The 17,448-nt window shown below is 57.5% G+C and carries 17 protein-coding genes and 1 tRNA gene; 11 read left to right on the top strand and 7 right to left on the bottom strand.

The window, feature by feature from the left end:
* The first annotated feature begins 152 nt into the window (after positions 1-152).
* The gene (locus tag ACI7MX_RS03170; protein WP_405584807.1) at positions 153-755 is read left to right on the top strand and encodes a biliverdin-producing heme oxygenase; all 603 of its coding nucleotides are present in this window, start codon (positions 153-155) and stop codon (positions 753-755) included.
* Positions 752-2,989 (top strand): ATP-binding protein, encoded by a 2,238-nt coding sequence (locus ACI7MX_RS03165; RefSeq protein WP_405584804.1) that lies wholly within the window; start codon positions 752-754, stop codon positions 2,987-2,989. Before ACI7MX_RS03170 ends, ACI7MX_RS03165 begins: the two co-directional genes overlap by 4 nt.
* 84 nt (positions 2,990-3,073) lie before the next feature.
* Here ACI7MX_RS03165 and gabP read toward each other — a convergent pair whose 3' ends face one another.
* Positions 3,074-4,465: a GABA permease gene (gene gabP / locus ACI7MX_RS03160; RefSeq protein WP_314492093.1), complete on the bottom strand. Its 1,392-nt coding sequence runs from the start codon at positions 4,463-4,465 to the stop codon at positions 3,074-3,076.
* A 556-nt stretch (positions 4,466-5,021) separates the two neighbouring features.
* Between gabP and ACI7MX_RS03155 the strand changes: the two genes are divergently transcribed.
* From ACI7MX_RS03155 to ACI7MX_RS03135, 5 genes are read left to right on the top strand one after another with little or no spacing between them, the layout of a single operon-like run.
* Complete coding sequence (locus ACI7MX_RS03155) at positions 5,022-5,795, top strand: ABC transporter ATP-binding protein (RefSeq protein WP_314492097.1); 774 nt, start codon at positions 5,022-5,024, stop codon at positions 5,793-5,795.
* 13 nt (positions 5,796-5,808) lie between these two features.
* Positions 5,809-6,561, top strand: a complete 753-nt coding sequence (locus ACI7MX_RS03150; protein ID WP_405584799.1) for a transporter substrate-binding domain-containing protein — start codon at positions 5,809-5,811, stop codon at positions 6,559-6,561.
* Between the two features lie 58 nt (positions 6,562-6,619).
* A complete protein-coding gene (locus ACI7MX_RS03145) occupies positions 6,620-7,312 on the top strand; it encodes an ABC transporter permease (RefSeq protein WP_405584796.1) in 693 nt (230 codons plus the stop codon).
* Complete coding sequence (locus ACI7MX_RS03140; RefSeq protein WP_314486050.1) at positions 7,312-8,001, top strand: ABC transporter permease; 690 nt, start codon at positions 7,312-7,314, stop codon at positions 7,999-8,001. The genes ACI7MX_RS03145 and ACI7MX_RS03140 overlap by 1 nt, the downstream gene beginning before the upstream one ends.
* A complete protein-coding gene (locus ACI7MX_RS03135; RefSeq protein ID WP_405584793.1) occupies positions 7,982-9,190 on the top strand; it encodes a methyltransferase in 1,209 nt (402 codons plus the stop codon). The genes ACI7MX_RS03140 and ACI7MX_RS03135 overlap by 20 nt, the downstream gene beginning before the upstream one ends.
* A 108-nt stretch (positions 9,191-9,298) precedes the next feature.
* Here the strand turns inward: ACI7MX_RS03135 and uraH are convergent, their stop codons facing one another.
* Both uraH and ACI7MX_RS03125 read right to left on the bottom strand, forming a co-directional pair.
* The gene (gene uraH / locus ACI7MX_RS03130; RefSeq protein WP_314486046.1) at positions 9,299-9,709 is read right to left on the bottom strand and encodes a hydroxyisourate hydrolase; all 411 of its coding nucleotides are present in this window, start codon (positions 9,707-9,709) and stop codon (positions 9,299-9,301) included.
* A gap of 36 nt (positions 9,710-9,745) precedes the next feature.
* A complete protein-coding gene (locus ACI7MX_RS03125; RefSeq protein WP_314486044.1) occupies positions 9,746-10,222 on the bottom strand; it encodes a heme-binding protein in 477 nt (158 codons plus the stop codon).
* A 138-nt stretch (positions 10,223-10,360) separates the two neighbouring features.
* On the opposite strand from ACI7MX_RS03125, the gene ACI7MX_RS03120 reads away from it, so the two are divergent.
* Together ACI7MX_RS03120 and ACI7MX_RS03115 are read left to right on the top strand one after the other, a co-directional pair.
* Entirely contained in the window at positions 10,361-11,035 is a 675-nt protein-coding gene (locus tag ACI7MX_RS03120; protein ID WP_314486042.1) for a heavy metal response regulator transcription factor, read from the top strand.
* Positions 11,028-12,407 carry a heavy metal sensor histidine kinase gene (locus ACI7MX_RS03115; RefSeq protein WP_405584790.1) on the top strand — a complete coding sequence of 460 codons (1,380 nt, stop codon included), beginning with the start codon at positions 11,028-11,030 and terminating at the stop codon, positions 12,405-12,407. Before ACI7MX_RS03120 ends, ACI7MX_RS03115 begins: the two co-directional genes overlap by 8 nt.
* Here the strand turns inward: ACI7MX_RS03115 and ACI7MX_RS03110 are convergent.
* Entirely contained in the window at positions 12,356-13,102 is a 747-nt protein-coding gene (locus ACI7MX_RS03110; protein WP_405584787.1) for a DUF72 domain-containing protein, read from the bottom strand. The genes ACI7MX_RS03115 and ACI7MX_RS03110 overlap by 52 nt on opposite strands.
* A complete protein-coding gene (locus tag ACI7MX_RS03105) occupies positions 13,099-13,530 on the bottom strand; it encodes a DNA methylase (RefSeq protein WP_405584784.1) in 432 nt (143 codons plus the stop codon). Before ACI7MX_RS03105 ends, ACI7MX_RS03110 begins: the two co-directional genes overlap by 4 nt.
* Before the next feature lie 148 nt (positions 13,531-13,678).
* On the opposite strand from ACI7MX_RS03105, the gene ACI7MX_RS03100 reads away from it, so the two are divergent.
* Together ACI7MX_RS03100 and ACI7MX_RS03095 are read left to right on the top strand one after the other, a co-directional pair.
* Positions 13,679-13,754: transfer RNA gene (locus ACI7MX_RS03100), tRNA-Thr, on the top strand.
* 146 nt (positions 13,755-13,900) lie between these two features.
* A complete protein-coding gene (locus ACI7MX_RS03095) occupies positions 13,901-14,443 on the top strand; it encodes a hypothetical protein (protein WP_405584781.1) in 543 nt (180 codons plus the stop codon).
* 86 nt (positions 14,444-14,529) lie between these two features.
* On the opposite strand, the gene ACI7MX_RS03090 is transcribed toward ACI7MX_RS03095, so the two are convergent.
* Together ACI7MX_RS03090 and aguA are read right to left on the bottom strand one after the other, a co-directional pair.
* Positions 14,530-15,813, bottom strand: coding sequence for an OprD family porin (locus ACI7MX_RS03090; protein ID WP_314486031.1), 1,284 nt, complete (start codon positions 15,811-15,813; stop codon positions 14,530-14,532).
* Positions 15,814-16,279: 466 nt separating this feature from the next.
* Positions 16,280-17,386 carry an agmatine deiminase gene (aguA, locus tag ACI7MX_RS03085; protein ID WP_314486029.1) on the bottom strand — a complete coding sequence of 369 codons (1,107 nt, stop codon included), beginning with the start codon at positions 17,384-17,386 and terminating at the stop codon, positions 16,280-16,282.
* Positions 17,387-17,448 lie beyond the last annotated feature (62 nt).

Below are 17,448 nucleotides of genomic sequence, written 5' to 3'. Positions count from 1 at the left end.
CTTGAACGAATAGATTTCCAGCCTACATTTAAGACGCTTCACACGATGTGCGACTCACTCGATAGCAAATTAATCGCACTTTTTTAATGCCGTGGCTTCAAATAGCCATGAGCGCTTATTTCATGCGCACCCAGAGAGCCCCGTAATAAGGCATGCCACATGACACTCCCCCCCCACCCTCGTCATCTGTGCTGAGCGCGCTGCGCGCCGGTACTCAGACCTTGCATGTTGCCCTCGAAAAACGCTTGCCGTTTTTCTCCGAGAGGCTTGATCTTGAGCGATACAAACAGTTACTGGCGGCGTATTACGGCTTCTATCAGCCACTGGAGGGCAACCTGCTGGCCTGTGAACTCCCGGAAGGGTTTGAGCTGTCGACACGGCTCAAAACACCGGCGCTGGAGCAGGATTTGCGCGCGTTGAATGTCCCCCTTCAGGCGTTACCCGTGTGCGACAACCTACCACCACTCGATCACCCTGCGAGCGTGCTCGGCGTGTTGTACGTACTGGAAGGTGCCACGCTGGGCGGCAATGTACTGCGCAAACACCTGTCCGAGCAGCTAGGTCTGGAGGCGGGCAACGGCTGCGCATTTCTCTATGTTTACGGGCAAGACACGGGGATGCAATGGAAGGCCTTTCTCGATTTTCTAGGCCGCGTGCCCCTCGATGCTCCGTCGCGAGCGCGGGCCGTACACGCTGCCTGTTCTACGTTTAGTTGTTTCGAGCAGTGGCTCGAACGGCAGGAGGTGTTGTTATGACCCCACTCGATCCTCAAGCCTTTGAGGTATTGCTGGCCAATTGTGCCGATGAGCCCATCCGCTTTCCCGGCGCCATTCAGCCACACGGCCTGTTGGTGACGCTGAGTGAACCCGATCTGCGAATTCAGCAAATCAGTACCAACGTGCACGCCCTCTTTGGATTAAGTGCCCAATCACTGCTGGGCCAGCCGCTCAGCGCACTGACTGGCGACGAGGCGGCAGTTGCCGTGCAACAGGCCAGTGCGTATCCGTCGTTGAGCGAAGCGCCGCCATTAGCCTTGAGCCTGCATGGCGGTGAGTACGAAGGCCTGCTGCACCGCGAACAAGGCGTCCTGGTGCTGGAACTGGAGGTCAAACCCGACGCCTCAGCGCTTGAGGGCACCATGAGCAAGTTGCGCAACCTGAGCCGCATGTTGCAACGGCTCCAGGCCGCAGCGACGCTGCCAGCGCTCTATGAGATCTGTGTGCGCGAAATTCAGGCGCTCACGGGCTATGACCGCGTGCTCATTTACCGCTTTGAGGAAGAGGGTCACGGGCAGGTGATTGCCGAAGCGTCCTCCCCGTCTATGGAATTGTTCAGCGGGATGTTTTTTCCCGCGTCTGATATTCCCGAGCAAGCCCGCGAGCTGTACCGCACCCATTGGCTGCGCATTATTCCCAATGCCGACTACCAACCTGTGGCGCTGCTGCCGCTTCTGCGCCCGGACACCGGGGCCGCGCTGGACTTGAGTGGCGCTTCGCTGCGCAGTGTTTCTCCGATTCACTGCCAGTACATGAAAAACATGGGCGTGCTCTCGTCCATGAGCATTTCTTTGATGGACGGCGACCGGCTGTGGGGCCTGATCAGTTGCGGGCATCGCCAGCCGCTGCACGTATCCCATGAGCTGCGCATGGCCTGTCAAACCATTGGCCAAGTGTTGTCATTGCAAATAAGCGCCCTGCAGACCCTTGAGATCAGCCGCCAGCGCGAGGCCAAGATGGATGCTCTGGTGCTCTTGAACACTGCCATGGTGAACAGCCCTGACGCCGTGTTCGATGGTTTGGTGCAGACGCCTGAGACGCTGATGCAACTGACGGGCGCCAGTGGTGTGGCGATTCTTGAAGACAAGGCACTGCATTGTTATGGCCTGTGCCCTTCGCCGCTGGCTATTCGAGAGCTGTATCAATGGTTCAAGGGCAGCGGCAAGTCGGTGTTCTCCAGCCATAACCTCTGCGGGGTCTATGCACCCGCTGAGCAGTACAAAGACGTCGCCAGCGGCCTGCTGGCCATGAGCCTGCCCAAACCGGTCGATAACGCGGTGATGTGGTTTCGCAGCGAAGTCAAAGAAAGCATTCAGTGGAGCGGCGACCCCAACAAGCCGTTGAACCTGGAGCCCAGTGCCAGCGGACTGCGGTTGAGCCCACGCACGTCGTTTGAAATCTGGAAGGTGGAGATGGAAGGCATTTCCACGCCCTGGAGCCACGGTGACCTGTTCGCCGCCAATGACCTGCGTCGCTCGGCGCTGGAGAATGACCTGTCGCGCCAAGTGCTGCGCGAGCAGGCGGCGGTTCGGGCGCGTGATGAGCTGGTGGCCGTGGTGTCACATGACCTGCGCAACCCCATGACCATCATTTCGATGCTGTGCGGCATGATGCAAAAAGCTTTCAGCAACAACGGCCCACACACCTCTAGGCGCATTACCTCGGCCATCGACACCATGCAGCAGGCCAGCAACCGCATGAGTGTGCTGCTCGATGATTTGCTCGACACCTCCAAGATCGAAGCCGGGCGCTACACCATCAGCCCGCAATCGCTGGACGTAAGTCAGATTTTCGAAGAGGCGTTCTCGTTGCTTACGCCGCTGGCGCTGGAGAAGGCTGTGGAGCTGACCTTTCACGCCGAGCCGGATCTGAAAATGCATGCCGACCCTGAGCGCCTGTTTCAAGTGCTGTCCAACCTGATCGGTAATGCGATCAAGTTCACCCCGGCACAAGGCAAGATCGGTGTGGTCGCGATGGCCAATGGCAATGACATTGTTTTCAGCGTGCGCGATTCAGGCAAGGGCATTGCGCCGGAGCAGTTGCCCCACATCTTCGACCGTTACTGGACAGCCAAAGAAGGCAATGCACTGGGCACGGGCTTAGGCCTGTATATCTCCCAGGGCATCATCAAGGCCCACGGCGGCCATCTGCTGGCCGAAAGCACGCTGGGTGAAGGCAGCGAGTTCCGCTTCACGGTGCCCAAAACGGCCTGACACCCCGCTAGCACCCACAAAAAAGCCGCCACCCCTAAGGGTGGCGGCTTGTTGCGTCACTCAACCGTTACACCGTCCTTGTGCTTAGCTGAGTACTGTTGCCCCCAGTCTCTCCATACGCCGACGGCGTGCCACCAACAGACCCGCCGTCACCACCAGAATGCTCAGCAACCCAGTGGCCATGATTTCCACCCGATGGGCTTCCTGAAACAGCATAACGGTCAGAATCGCCACGATAAACACGATCACCGCCCAGGTCAGGCCCGGAAACAGCCACATTTTGAACGAGATGGTCTCACCCAGCGCCATCCGTTTTTGACGCATGCGCAGTTGCGAAATGGCAATCACCAGGTAAACCAACAAAGCAATTGCACCGGAGCTGGCCAACAGGAACTCGAACACAGCAGCCGGCGCCACGTAGTTGGCGAACACGGCCAAAAAGGCTGCGCCTGTGGACATCATCACGGCCCAGTAAGGCGTGCCGCTGGCGTTGGTGCGCTTGGCCGCAGCCGGTGCGTCACCGCGCTTGCTGAGCGAGAAGAGCATGCGTGACGAGGTGTACAGCGCCGAGTTCAGGCAGCTGGTGACCGCGATCAATACCACAATATCAACGATCAGTTTGGCATTGGGAATGCCCATGCGATCGAGTACGGTCTGGTAGGAGCCAAATTGTGCAAGGCCCGCATCGTTCCACGGCACCAGGGCCACAACGATGAAAATCGACACCAGATAGAACAAACCAATCCGCCAGATCACCGAGTTGGTGGCCTTGGTGATTTGCTTGCTCGGGTCTTTGGATTCCGCCGCCGCGATGGTGACGATTTCGGTGCCCATAAACGAGAACATGGTGGTCAACATGGCGGCAAGCACCGCGCCCAGACCATTAGGCATAAAGCCGATGGTATCGACCAGATGCGACACGCCGCTGACCTGACTGTTCGGCAACAGGCCGAAAATCGCCATCACGCCCAAGATGATAAAGCCCACAATGGCCAGCACTTTGACCAGCGCAAACCAGAATTCGAATTCGCCGTAGTTTTTGACGCTGAACAGGTTGGTCGCGGTCAGTAACAGGGTGATGACCAAGGTAAACACCCAGACTTCGGTGCCCGGGAACCACGCATGCAGGATGGTCGCGGCCGCGACGGCTTCCAGCGGGATCACCAGCACCCAGAACCACCAGTACAGCCAGCCAATGGTGAAACCGGCCCAATGCCCGATGGCACGGTCGGCGTAGGTGGAGAACGATCCGGTGTCCGGTGAGGCAACGGCCATTTCGGCCAGCATGCGCATCACCAGTACCACCAATGTGCCCGCTGCGGCGTAGGCCAGCAGCACAGCAGGACCCGCTTGTGCAATTGCGTGTCCGGAGCCGACAAACAAGCCGGCACCAATGACCCCGGCAATTGACAGCATGGTGACATGCCGTGGCTTGAGCCCTTGCTCCAGGTCGTTAGAGGTTTGCGTATTGCTCATGGAGACTACCTTTGCAGTGAAAGCCATTCCGAGCGCCGTGTAACGTTACCTTCTCGTAAAAAGTAACCTACGGGGCGTTTAAAATTATTGACGCAATAAGTGCGCCAAAATGTGACAAGTGCACAGTTCTAGCGGGCTGCAACGAGGCTGTAGCCCCTTGCAACCGCCTGACAAAAATGGTTTTTCGCGAATTCGTTACCGTAACACTCAGTTACAGAGTGCCAGATGCACCAAAAATACCCAAAACGGCCTATATAGCCCAAAAGCGGTGCACAACTTGACCCTTTAGTAGGTTGGCGCTTCCAACACCGGGCCAAAGCTGGCAACATCGCGACCTTTTTTACGCGACACCTGTCTGGCCGAACGGCGCATAACAGGTTGGTTGTTGTCGACGCGACAGTCTGCTGTAGCGATGCGACACCCGACAACCTTGGCGCTTTTTTGTGCTGCGAGGGCGGCTGGTTGCCTTGGCGGCCTTATGCTAGCTTGGCCTGCGCCAGGCTCCACGCACGCCGCCCAACCGCAGGTTCGCACCCGAACACAATGAGGAACGCACATGGCTTTGGCCACGCCCGCGCTTGAAATCCGCAACTTGCACAAACGCTACGGCGAGCTTGAGGTCCTTAAAGGGATCTCGCTGACCGCACGCGACGGCGACGTGATCTCGATCCTGGGTTCTTCCGGTTCAGGCAAGTCCACCCTGTTGCGCTGCATCAACCTGCTGGAAAACCCGCATGAGGGCCAGATCCTGGTCGCCGGCGAAGCGCTCAAACTCAAAAAAGCCAAAAATGGCGAACTGGTCGCGGCCGATGGCAAGCAGATCAATCGCATGCGCAGTGAGTTGGGTTTTGTGTTTCAAAACTTTAACCTGTGGCCGCACATGACCATCCTCGATAACGTTATCGAGGCGCCACGGCGTGTGTTGGGCCAGAGCAAAGCCGAAGCCATCGAGGTGGCTGAAGCCTTGCTGGCCAAGGTGGGCATTGCTGACAAGCGCCACGCCTATCCGTCCGAGCTGTCCGGTGGCCAGCAACAACGTGCCGCCATTGCTCGCACGCTGGCCATGCAGCCCAAAGTCATCCTGTTCGATGAACCGACATCGGCGCTTGACCCGGAAATGGTCCAGGAAGTACTTAGTGTGATCCGCGCGCTCGCCGAAGAAGGCCGCACTATGCTGTTGGTCACCCATGAGATGGGCTTTGCTCGTCAGGTGTCCACCGAAGTGGTGTTTTTGCACCAGGGCCTGATCGAAGAGCAAGGGTCGCCTGAACAGGTGTTCGACAACCCGGTTTCAGCGCGCTGCAAACAATTCATGTCCAGCAATCGCTAACGGAGCAATACGAATGCAGAACTATAAAAAGCTTCTTCTGGCCGCTGCCGCCACGCTGGTGTTCAGCGCCAATGCCTTGGCTGTGGATAAGTACAAAGTGGGTATTGAGGGCGCTTACCCGCCGTTCAACAACAAGAACGCCAGTGGCCAAGTGGTCGGTTTTGACTACGACATCGCCATGGCCCTGTGCGCCAAGATGAAAGCCGAGTGCGAGGTTGTGACCTCTGACTGGGATGGCATCATCCCTGCCCTGAACGCCAAGAAATACGACTTCATCGTTTCGTCCTTGTCGATCACCGATGAACGCAAGCAGGCCGTTGACTTCACAGACCCGTACTACTCCAACAAGCAGCAATTCGTGGCCAAAAAAGGTGTCGATTTCAAAACCGATATCGAGTCACTGAAAAGCAAAAAGCTGGGCACCCAACGTTCAACTCAGGCCGCAACATGGCTGGAAGATAACGTAGGCGATGACATCGCGCTGTATGACACCCAGGAAAACGCTTATCTCGACTTGTCCTCAGGCCGTGTAGATGCGCTGCTGGCTGACAAGTACGCGATCTATGGTTGGTTGAAGGATGACCCGGCGGGCAAGGACTACGAGTTCAAAGGTGAGCCGATCAACGAAGACGACAAGGTCGGTATTGCTCTGCGTAAAGGCGAAAGCGAATTGCGCTCCAAGTTGAACCTTGCACTCAAAGAAATCAAAGAAGACGGCACCTACAAGAAGATCAACGACAAGTATTTCCCATTCAGCATTGAATGATCTGCCTGACCGGTGCTGCCTTGCGCAGCACCGGTCCCTAGCAAAGCCTGCCTAACCTATGACTATCGATTTATACGGATTCGGCCCGGCGCTTGCCGCTGGCGCGCTGATGACCGTCAAACTGGCACTTGCCGCATTGTGCCTGGGCCTGGTGCTCGGGCTGCTCGGTGCACTGGCCAAAACGTCCCCCTACAAACCCCTTAAGTGGTTGGGCGGCGCCTATTCGACGCTGGTTCGCGGCGTTCCCGAGCTGCTTTGGGTACTGCTGATCTACTTTGGCAGCGTCAACGCCGTTCGCGCTATCGGTGAGTTCATCGGTATGCCGGACCTCACCCTGAGCGCTTTCGCTGCGGGTGTAATCGCGCTGGGCCTGTGCTTTGGTGCCTATGCCACCGAAGTGTTTCGTGGCGCCATTCTGGCCATCCCCAAAGGCCACCGTGAAGCGGGCATGGCACTGGGCCTGTCCAAGCCGCGTATTTTCACTCGGCTGGTGTTGCCGCAAATGTGGCGCATCGCCCTGCCCGGGCTGGGCAACCTGTTCATGATCCTGATGAAAGACACCGCGCTGGTGTCGGTTATCGGACTGGAAGAAATCATGCGTCAGGCGCAAAACGCCGTGACCTTCGCCAAACACCCGTTCACCTTCTACATGGTGGCTGCCGTGATGTACCTGGGCCTGACCGTACTGGCCATGGGCACGATGCACGTGCTTGAAAAACGCGCGGCGCGCGGCTTCGTGAGGAGAACGTAATGTTGTTGGAACTCTTCATCAAGTGGCTGCCCAAGCTGATTCAAGGTGCAACCTTGACGCTGGAACTGACGGCGATCTCGGTCATCGCCGGTTTGATCGTCGCCATTCCGCTGGGCATCGCCCGCTCATCCAAGCTGTGGTACGTGCGCTCGTTGCCGTATGCCTACATCTTTTTCTTCCGCGGCACGCCGCTGCTGATTCAGTTGTTTCTGGTCTATTACGGCCTCGGGCAGTTTGAAGCGGTGCGTGACAGCGTGTTGTGGCCCTATCTGCGCAGTCCATTCTGGTGCGCGGTTATTACCATGACGCTGCACACGGCGGCCTATATCGCCGAGATTCTGCGTGGCGCGATTCAGGCCATTCCGCCGGGTGAAATCGAGGCTGCTCGTGCGTTGGGCATGTCGCGCTTCAAAACGCTGGTGCATATCGTGATGCCCCGAGCTGCACGCATCGGCCTGCCGGCGTACAGCAATGAAGTGATCCTGATGCTCAAGGCCAGCTCGCTGGCCAGCACCGTGACCCTGCTGGAACTGACGGGCATGACCCGCACCATCATTGCCCGCACGTACCAGACGGTGGACATGTTCCTGATTGCCGGACTGATTTATCTGGTGATGTCGTTTGTATTGATTCAAGGCTTCAAGCTGCTGGAGCGCTGGTTGCGCGTCGATGCCTGCCAAGGGCGCTGATCTGCTCGCCCACTTCGAGGCACTGGACACGTACCTGCGTGATCACCAGTACCTGTGGCGCCCACGGCCATTCACACAGTTGAATGTGCCGTGGGAAGCGCACCACCCGCACCTGTCACGGTGGCTGCGCCAGCGTTCGCTGCAAGATGCCGAAGCCAGCCATAACACCCCACACGATTTAATCGCGCCGGCGCCGTTCTCTGAATGGGCGGCGACCTCGCTTGCCTTGAGCGCAATGCCGCGACTGCCTGCACACCCGCTCACGCCCGCCCCCCAGCGCTTGCAGGTGGACGTGCCGGGCCGCAAATGGCAGCAAATCGAAGCCTTCGCGCAACGTCTGAGTTTCCAACACGCCCCTGATCACTGGCTCGACTGGTGCGCAGGCAAGGGCCATTTGGGCCGTCGGTTACTCCGCCCCGGCCAGCACCTGACGTGCCTGGAATACGACCCGGTGCTGATCAAATCCGGCCAGCAACTGAGCCAGCGCCATCATTTGCCTGCCCGGCATGTGCAGCAGGATGTGCTGCTTGCCGATGCAGCGTTACAGCTCACCGCGCAGATGACGCCGGTGGCGCTGCATGCCTGTGGCGATTTGCATGTGCGGCTACTGCAACTGGCCAGCGCTGCGGGCTGTGCACAACTTGCCGTATCGCCTTGCTGCTACAACCGGATTGCGGCGTCGCATTATCAGCCGTTGTCCACAGCCGCCAAATCGTCAACGTTACGTTTGTCGCAAGAAGACTTGAGCTTGCCCATGAGTGAAACCGTAACGGCCGGTAGCCGTGTACGGCGTCAGCGCGATGAGTCGATGGCGCGGCGCTTGGGGTTTGATCTGTGGCAGCGCCAGCGACGTGGCTGTGATGACTACTTACCCACACCCTCACTGCCCAGCGCCTGGCTAAACAAGCCATTTGCGCAGTATTGCGAGGACTTGGCGGCGCTCAAGCAGTTATCCACAGCAGGCGACGAAGACTGGGCGGCATTGGAAGCTGCAGGCTGGGAGCGACTGGCGCAGGTGCGCAATCTCGAACTGGTGCGCGGGCTGTTCCGCCGTCCGCTGGAGGTATGGCTGGTGCTGGATCGAGCGTTGTACCTGCGTGAAAACGGCTACGACGTGCAGGTCGGCGAGTTTTGCGACAGCCAGCTGACGCCGCGTAATTTGATGGTGCTGGCCCAGCGCTGTGGATAACTTCAAGGCCTGCCCTCACCCTAGCCCTCTCCCGGAGTGAGAGGGAACTAAAGGCAAAAGCCGATCAGCTCCCTCTCCCTTGGGGAGAGGGCTGGGGTGAGGGTGCTACTACGACCCGCGATAGGTCGAGAAACCATACGGGCTGAGCAACAACGGAATGTGGTAATGCTGGTCCACATTCTTCACTTCAAAAATCACCGGAATTTCCGGGAAGAAAGTGTCACGCCCAACCTTTTTGAAATACTCGCCCGTTTTGAACACCACACGATACTCGCCTGCCTCCAGCGCTTGCTTGGCCGGAAACAATTCGCCAATGCGCCCTTGTTCGTTGGTCACGCCCTGAGACAACGCCTGCCAGTCCTTGCCCACGTGTTTTTCCAGCGTCACGTTCACGCCCGGTGAAGGCAGGCCGTTCTCCAGATTAAGCACGTGCACGCTCAACGGGTTACCTGCCGCCAATACCAGGCTGGAGAAGGCGCTCAGGCCCAAAGCCGCTACGGTCATTCGCAAAGTATTCATGGTTCATCCTCAAGTAATGGTTAAAAAACGCTCAACTCAGCGTTGAGCTTTCAGGCCAATCTGTTCAGCGGCTTTGATTGCGCACGCTTCGTCTTGCTCCGCGCCTCCCGCGCCGGCTATCCCCAGGGCACCTACCAGTTCACTGTCAGCAAACAACGGCACACCGCCGCCCAACAACAGCAACTCGGCAATGGAGTTGAGGTTGGCCGCTTCAGGGTTGGTGCGGGCACGCTCGGCAAACAGCCGGGTCGGGGTTTTGGTCGACAGTGCGGTGTAGGCCTTGCGCTGGCTGGCCAACAAGTTGTGCGGGCCAACACCTTCCGGGCGCATGGCCGCCAGTACATTGCCGCCCCGGTCCAGCACGGTCAGCGCACCGGTGCACTGTGTGAGCGCGGCGTCGGCCAGTTGACGGGCGGTGGCCAGATCCAGGTCGGCATGGCGCACCAGATTCGGCGCGGCAATCGCACTGCCCGTTACACCCAGGGCAGTCCATATCAGTAGGGTTTTCAACATGATGAGCACACTCCTGTTCGAATGCGTCCACCTTAACCAGTGACCTCCGTCAGAACCCCGTCAGTTGGATTACAAGTTTGTAATAGGCAACCCGGGTGAACACGCCTAGCCTGTGCAGACGATTGATCGAGGTGTGCGATGCGTTTGTTAGTGGTGGAAGACGAAGCCAAGACGGCAGAGTTCGTGGCCAAAGGCCTTAAAGAGTCAGGTTTTGCAGTCGATGTAGCGCTGAACGGGCTGGACGGCCGTTACTTTATTGAGCAGCAGGAATATGACCTGATCATCCTCGACGTCATGCTACCGGGCCTTAATGGCTGGCAATTGCTGCAACTGATTCGCCAGCGCGGGGCTACGCCAGTGCTGTTTCTGACCGCCAAAGACGCCATCGAAGACCGCGTTCGCGGCCTCGAACTGGGCGCCGATGACTATCTGCTCAAGCCCTTTGCCTTTGCCGAATTACTGGCGCGGGTGCGCACGTTGCTGCGACGCGGCCCAATGCGCGAAGCCGAGTCCTACAGCATTGCCGACCTTGAGATTGACGTACTGCGACGTCGCGTCAGCCGGGGCGGACAACGTATCAGCCTGACCAACAAAGAGTTCGCGCTCTTGCAACTGCTGGCCAGCCGCCAGGGCGAGGTGTTATCGCGCACCTTGATCGCCTCTCAGGTCTGGAACCTCAACTTCGACAGTGACACCAACATGGTCGAAGTGGCTGTGCGCCGCCTGCGCTCCAAAGTCGACGACCCTTACATGCCCAAATTGATTCATACCGTGCGCGGCGTCGGCTATCAGCTGGAAGCCCCCGATGAGTAAATCCATCGCCTGGCGTCTGGCCCTGGCGATTGCACTGACCTGCGCCTTAGTCCTGAGTGTGGTCGGGGTGTTTCTGTATCGCTCGCTTGCGTCAGAACTGGCCTTTCGCGACGATCAGGCGTTACTCGGTCGCCTTGAGCAGGTACGCGCCCTGTTGCATGACAGCGACAGCCTGGAGGCCCTGCAAGAGCGCCCACGGCTGTACCAGAACATGCTGGGCAACGTGGACAGCGTGCTGCGGGTAGCGCGCGAAGATGGTAGCCCGCTGATTGCCATTAACCCGCATCAACAACCTTTGCCCAATGTGCCCGCCATTGCTCAGGCACAGGCGCCCCAACGCAGCGACATTCATACCGTGGACGCCATGATCGTACTGGCCGGGGTCGCTCAAGGCCCCGCCGGTGAAACCCTTAGCGTGCTGGTCGGTAAACGCCTTGATGAACGTGAGCACATGCTCGCCAGCTACCGTCTGCGCTTATATGCCGCGGTGGGACTGGGCGCCTTGGTGGCGTTCGGGCTGGGCTTGCTGCTCTTGCGCCGCGGCCTCTTGCCCCTGCGCGAACTGGCGCAAAGCATGCGCGGCATCGACCCGCGCAGCCTTGATCAGCGCATGCCCGCCGATGCGGTGCCGACTGAGCTCAAGGAGCCGGTACAGGCGCTGAATGCCATGCTGGCGCGCCTTGAAGACAGCTTTGCGCGGTTATCGCAGTTCTCGGCGGATCTGGCCCATGAAATCCGTACGCCTCTGCATAACCTGCTGGGCAGCAACAGCCTGGCCTTGAATCAACCTCGCAGTCCTGCCGAGTATCAGGACGTGCTGGCCTCAAATATCGAGGAATACGAGCGTCTTAACCGAATGGCCGAAAACCTGATGTTTCTCGCTCGCGCTGAACACGGCCAACGCCCCCTGCACCTGCAAACGCTGGATCTGCATGACGTGGGTGCCGAGCTCTGTGATTACTTCGAGGCGCTGGCCGAAGATCGCCAACTGAACATCGAGAATCAGCTCACTGGCTCACTGGTGGCCGATCAGCAACTGTTGCAACGGGCACTGGGCAACCTGCTGGCCAATGCCGTGCGCCATGCCCAAGCGGGTTCAACCCTGCACTTGCAACGCCGCGATGATGAGGCGATGTGCTGGGTGGGCGTGCACAACCTCGGCCAACCGATTGCCACGCAACATCTCGACAAGCTGTTTGATCGCTTCTACCGGGTCGACCCGTCACGCGCCCAACCGGGCGACTCGGGTGGGCTGGGACTGGCGATTGTGCAGTCAATCATGCACCTGCATGGCGGCCAGGTGCAGGTGCGCAGCGATGCTCACGGCACACTGTTTGAGCTGGGGTTCAGCAAGCCTGAGCATTCGGTTTGATAGGTCAACGCATCACTGATGGCATGCCCGCTGGCAGTGTTGTCGAAAATAAACCAATACTCGTTGGCTGACCTCGCCCGTGCGTGACGCGCCAAGGCCTGAAGCCGCGCCGCGCCATACTCGCTGTGGTAGATGCGCGGCGAACCATGCAAGCGCCAATATTGCAGCCCCGTCCAGCCCCCCGGCTCAACGCCAGCGCTCAACACCGCTGGATCGGCAGCGACGCGAGCGATGTGCAGGCTGCACATCAATGCATCAGCCGCCACCCACGAATCATGCCTGGGCTCCAGCGCCAATGCCCCTGCGTAGCGAGCACGCACTGCTTGCAAAAACGCCTGCGCGACGTGTGCGTCATAGACCAATGACGGCGGCAACTGCACCAGCACACACCCCAGCCGATCGCCCAGATGGCTGCATTGCGAAAAAAAGTCATCCAGCAGACCTTCACAATCTTTCAGGCGTCGCTCATGGGTGATGCTGCGCGGCAGTTTGACCGAAAAACGAAAATCCGGCCCTACGCTGTCTGCCCATCGTTTATACGTTTGCGGCCGATGAGGGCGGTAAAACGAGCTATTGATTTCCACGGCTGAAAATTGCCCCGCATAGCGCTGCAAATGAGTGCCCTGCTCCGCGAACCGTGGCCAATGGTCTCGCCCGATGCTCCAGCCGGCACAGCCAATGAAGACGCCGCTCAAAACAGCACCGGTGCGGCGTCACGCATGAAAATTTCTACGGTTTTAGGCCCAACCCCGTCGAACTCAAGTAAACGGCGCTCGAAGGCCTGCCGATCATTATTGGCGCTATACAGCGAACTGAAACTACCGCCGTACTCATTGACCAGTTTGAGGGCCAACGCGGACAGGCGGGTGGCCGTGGACTCGTCATAGCGCACGTAATGGGCCTTGCCGAGAATCGCCACCAGTTGGCGATGGGACAGTCGGGCCAGACGGTCTGGCGAGTCGCACCCATGCTCATTCACCAGCACGTGGTAAGCCTTGGCCGCAATAGGGGCCTGAATCCGCTTGCCCATCAAAAAGCTGGCCACAAACCATTTGAACAAGGCGCACTCATCTTTGGCGTCCAGCGTGATGCCCAAATCGTGGGCAGTGATCACTTCAGTCATGGCGCTTGCGCTCCTCAAACCCTGTACAGGTATGAAAAAGACAGCCGTCAGAAGTTCGATTTTTCGGGCCTGCCGACGAAAGAGTAAAAATAGTCTGTTATCAGGGGTTTACAAGCTCAAACATCCGGGTATACTCGTCGCCCATAACGCCGGTATAGCTCAGTTGGTAGAGCAACTGACTTGTAATCAGTAGGTCCCGAGTTCGACTCTTGGTGCCGGCACCATACAAAGCTTCACAGACAGTTTTCACAGTCTTTGAAGCTCCCGAAAAACCCGCCTTCTGGCGGGTTTTTTCGTTTCTGACTCTGATACGGACGAAGGCTGCCCATTAACCGGTTGCCGAGAACAATATTCACAAGGAGCTACACAGATGAAGAAGATTGAAGGTACGGATATTTGGTGGTCTGTTTTGAAAAAGACAGCAAGCAGCCTCATAGGCGCGGTGTTTGGTGCGGTGTTGACGTATTTTCTCGTGTGGGAAAACAGGGATATGCTGGTGCTTTCTTTCTTTATTCTTATTGGCCTCGGTGGATTACTCATCCTGTTCACGTGTTACATCTTCAAAAAACCTGTCGATCGAACCATCAGCGCTAATTATTCACGATACTTCGTCAGAGATGTTTTCAAATCTCTGTTCAACACCCTTCTATTCGCAGCGTCTCTTTTCAAATTAGCCCTCTGTGTCTACGCGTACAAAAGCACCGATAACGAAAGTTTTTACCTTGCTTTGCCTACGGCCTTCCAAAACCAAATCAGCGTAAACAGCCCAATGCTGGATGGTTTTTTAACTGTTTTGATCGCCTCGGCTATCTATATGGCGTTCAACATGACCATCAACTACATCACCGCCGACAGCGAAAAGAAAGCCAAAGACGCCCTAGAAGCTAAAAAATCACTAGCCAACGCGATGTAAGACAACGGCTACGATCAGGCAAAAAAAACGCCCCGAACGGGGCGTTTTTTATTCAGATGTCCAGCCTGTCTGTCAGGCCGGTAGCATCAGAAAATGCTGATCGGGTAATCAACATACACACGCACTTCGTTGCCGCCGACGTTGTAGGCGCTGGCGTTGTTCGACACACGCAACCACGAACCACGCAGGCGCACGCTCATGTCTTTAACCGGGCCGCTTTGCACAACGTATTTCGCCTGGTTGAAGATTTCACGCTCGGTGCCACGACCACGGCCTGTGCCGTCGTCGATGTTGGTGCCGCGTACGTAAGCAATGTTGTAAGTCAGACCCGGAATGCCTACGGAGCCGAAGTCGAAGCCGTAACCCAACTGCCACGAACGCTCGTCTTTGGCGTTGAAGTCCGACCAGTATGAGTTGGCCAGCAAGATGGTATTGCCGCCATCGCCCACGCCTTCCGCATTGCGGTAGCCGCCGTACGGGTAGCCGATTTCGCCGGTGCTGCTCTGGAACGCCAAGGTCACGGTATGCGCGTCAAAGGCGTAGGTGCTCGCCAAGCTCCAGATCTTGTTGTCCTGACCGTCAAGCTTCAGCACATCACGGGCATAGTCTTCGTTGAGGTGCGTACGGTAGCCGTTGAAGTCAAACGTCAGCGACTGTTTGTCTGGCAACGCAAGTACGTAGGTCATGCCCAGGTATTGCTTACGCAGCTCTTCTTTCATTTCGGAGCCGTACAGCGACGCCGTGAAGTTGTCGGTGAACTTGTAGCTACCGCCGAATACGTCGATGCGTTTCAGGTCACCACTGTCGCGGCCCTCGGCACTTTTACGCGATTCGGCGGTGAAACGACCGACATTCAACTCAAGGCCGTCGATCTCTTTGGAGGTCAACAGGGTGCCGGTGTAACTTTCAGGCATCAGACGCGAATTGTCGTACATCAATACCGGCAGGGCCGGCATTTGATCACCGTACTTGAGCACGGTGTTGGAGACGCGCACTTTGACCGCAGCGCCCGCTTTAGCAATGTCGCGCGCGGCTTTGCCGCTGTCACCTTGCTTAAAGAAGTCGATACCACCCGCGCCGCTGTTACCGCGGCCGCCGTCCAGGCGCAATGCGTAAATACCAAAAGCATCTACACCCACGCCCACGGTGCCTTGAGTAAAGCCCGAGGTGAAGGTGCCGAGAAAGCCTTGGCCCCATTCGGCTTTATCTTGTTTGTGGTTTTTGTAGTCACGGCTGATGTAGGCGTTACGCGCCAGGACATCGAGGTGGCTGTCTTCTACAAAACCTTTTGCATCAGCTTGATCATTAGCCATGGCTTGGGTAGCACTGAGTACGCCCAAAGCGATAAGGCCTATTCGTTTTTTGTACATATTATTTTCCTTATTTCTGAATAGAGCGCGCTGTGGATTTCAAGCTGAAACATTGAGTGGTGGTTGCTTCACATAAACAAAAAAGACCCGCACTCAGTTTCAGTGCCGGTCTTCCAAAAAGTTGGTGTATGGCTTTGCGCCACAGGCGTTGGCGCGAATCCTATCCGTCGTGAAGGCGAGGTGTCAATTTCGTGAAAAAATTGTTAATTGGCAGGAGATAGTTTCACTTAGCTGCAAATGACAGAAAGTGTGACTGATGATTAGGCTTGGGCATTACCTGTAGTCGCAAAATGGCACATGTCGGTGCGTCAGGTTTTACGACGGCTTTGCCGCCGATCGCAGCCTTCGTTCCTCGTCAGCGGCTACAGCAATCCTTAACCTGTAGCCGCTGCCGAAGGCTGCGATCGAGCGCGAAGCGGTCGCGGCCTTCGTTCCGCGTCAACGGCTACTCATGTTGTATCGCCTATTATGCTTTGTGCGGCGCGGGTTGCTGTTGAGTCAGGCAGTGAATGTTTCCGCCGCCCAGCAGCAACTCGCGGCCCGGCACCATGACCACTTCGTGTTGCGGGAAGAGGTTTTGCAAAATGACTTTGGCTTGCGCGTCCATCGGGTCGTTAAAGCTGGGGGCGATAATGCCGCCGTTAACGATCAGGAAGTTCACGTAAGAACCGGCCAAACGCTCGGACGGATTGCGATCCTGACTGCCCGCCACTTTATCGACGCCATCGCACTCTTCCTGAGTGGCATGAATCGGCCCCGGAATCGGCATTTTGTGCACCACAAACGGGCGACCTTTAGCATCGGTGCTGGTCAGCAACACGTTCATCGCCGCGTGGCAGCGCACATAGTTTGGGTCGCGTTCGTCGTCCGTCCAAGCCAATAACACTTCACCCGGCGCAACGTAACAGCAGAAGTTATCCACATGCCCGTCGGTTTCATCGTTGAACAAGCCGTCCGGCAACCAGATAATTTTATCCACAGCCAGATTGGAACGCAGGACGTCTTCAATCTCCTCGCGCGACAAGTGCGGGTTACGGTTACGGTTCATCAAACACTCCGCCGTGGTGATCAGCGTGCCTTCGCCATCGACGTGAATGGAGCCACCTTCCAGAACAAAACCCTCGGTGTAATAACGCGAGCACCGTTCAATTTCCAGCACCTTGCTGCCCACTTGCTGGTCGCGGTTCCACGGGAAGTACAAACCACCCTCAAAACCGCCCCACGCATTGAAGTCCCAGTTCACACCACGCACTTCACCCTTATTGTTGATCACAAAGGTGGGGCCGCTGTCACGTACCCACGCATCATCGCTGGACATTTCGACGACACGAATATTGGGCATATCCAGCTGCGCCCTGGCATTTTCGTATTGACCCGCCGATACGCCGACGGTCACCGGTTCGAAGCGTGCAATGGCCTTGGCGACAGCCACATGCGCGGCTTGCGCAGGCTTGCCGCCCAGACGCCAGTTGTCCGGACGCTCTGGCCAGATCATCCAGGTTTGGGTCTGCGGCGCCCATTCTGCGGGCATGTGAAAACCGTCAGCGCGGGGTGAACTGTGCAAAGTAGTCATCGAAATCGGGGCTCCTGAAGGCGGCCAAAGGGGAATTTCACAGGCGACATTTCTGAAATGTG

Source organism: Pseudomonas sp. 2024-210 (genome assembly GCF_045062345.1).
Lineage (GTDB): Bacteria > Pseudomonadota > Gammaproteobacteria > Pseudomonadales > Pseudomonadaceae > Aquipseudomonas.
Note: the sequence above shows the minus strand (reverse complement) of the source record. Positions and strands in the feature narration are given on the sequence as shown.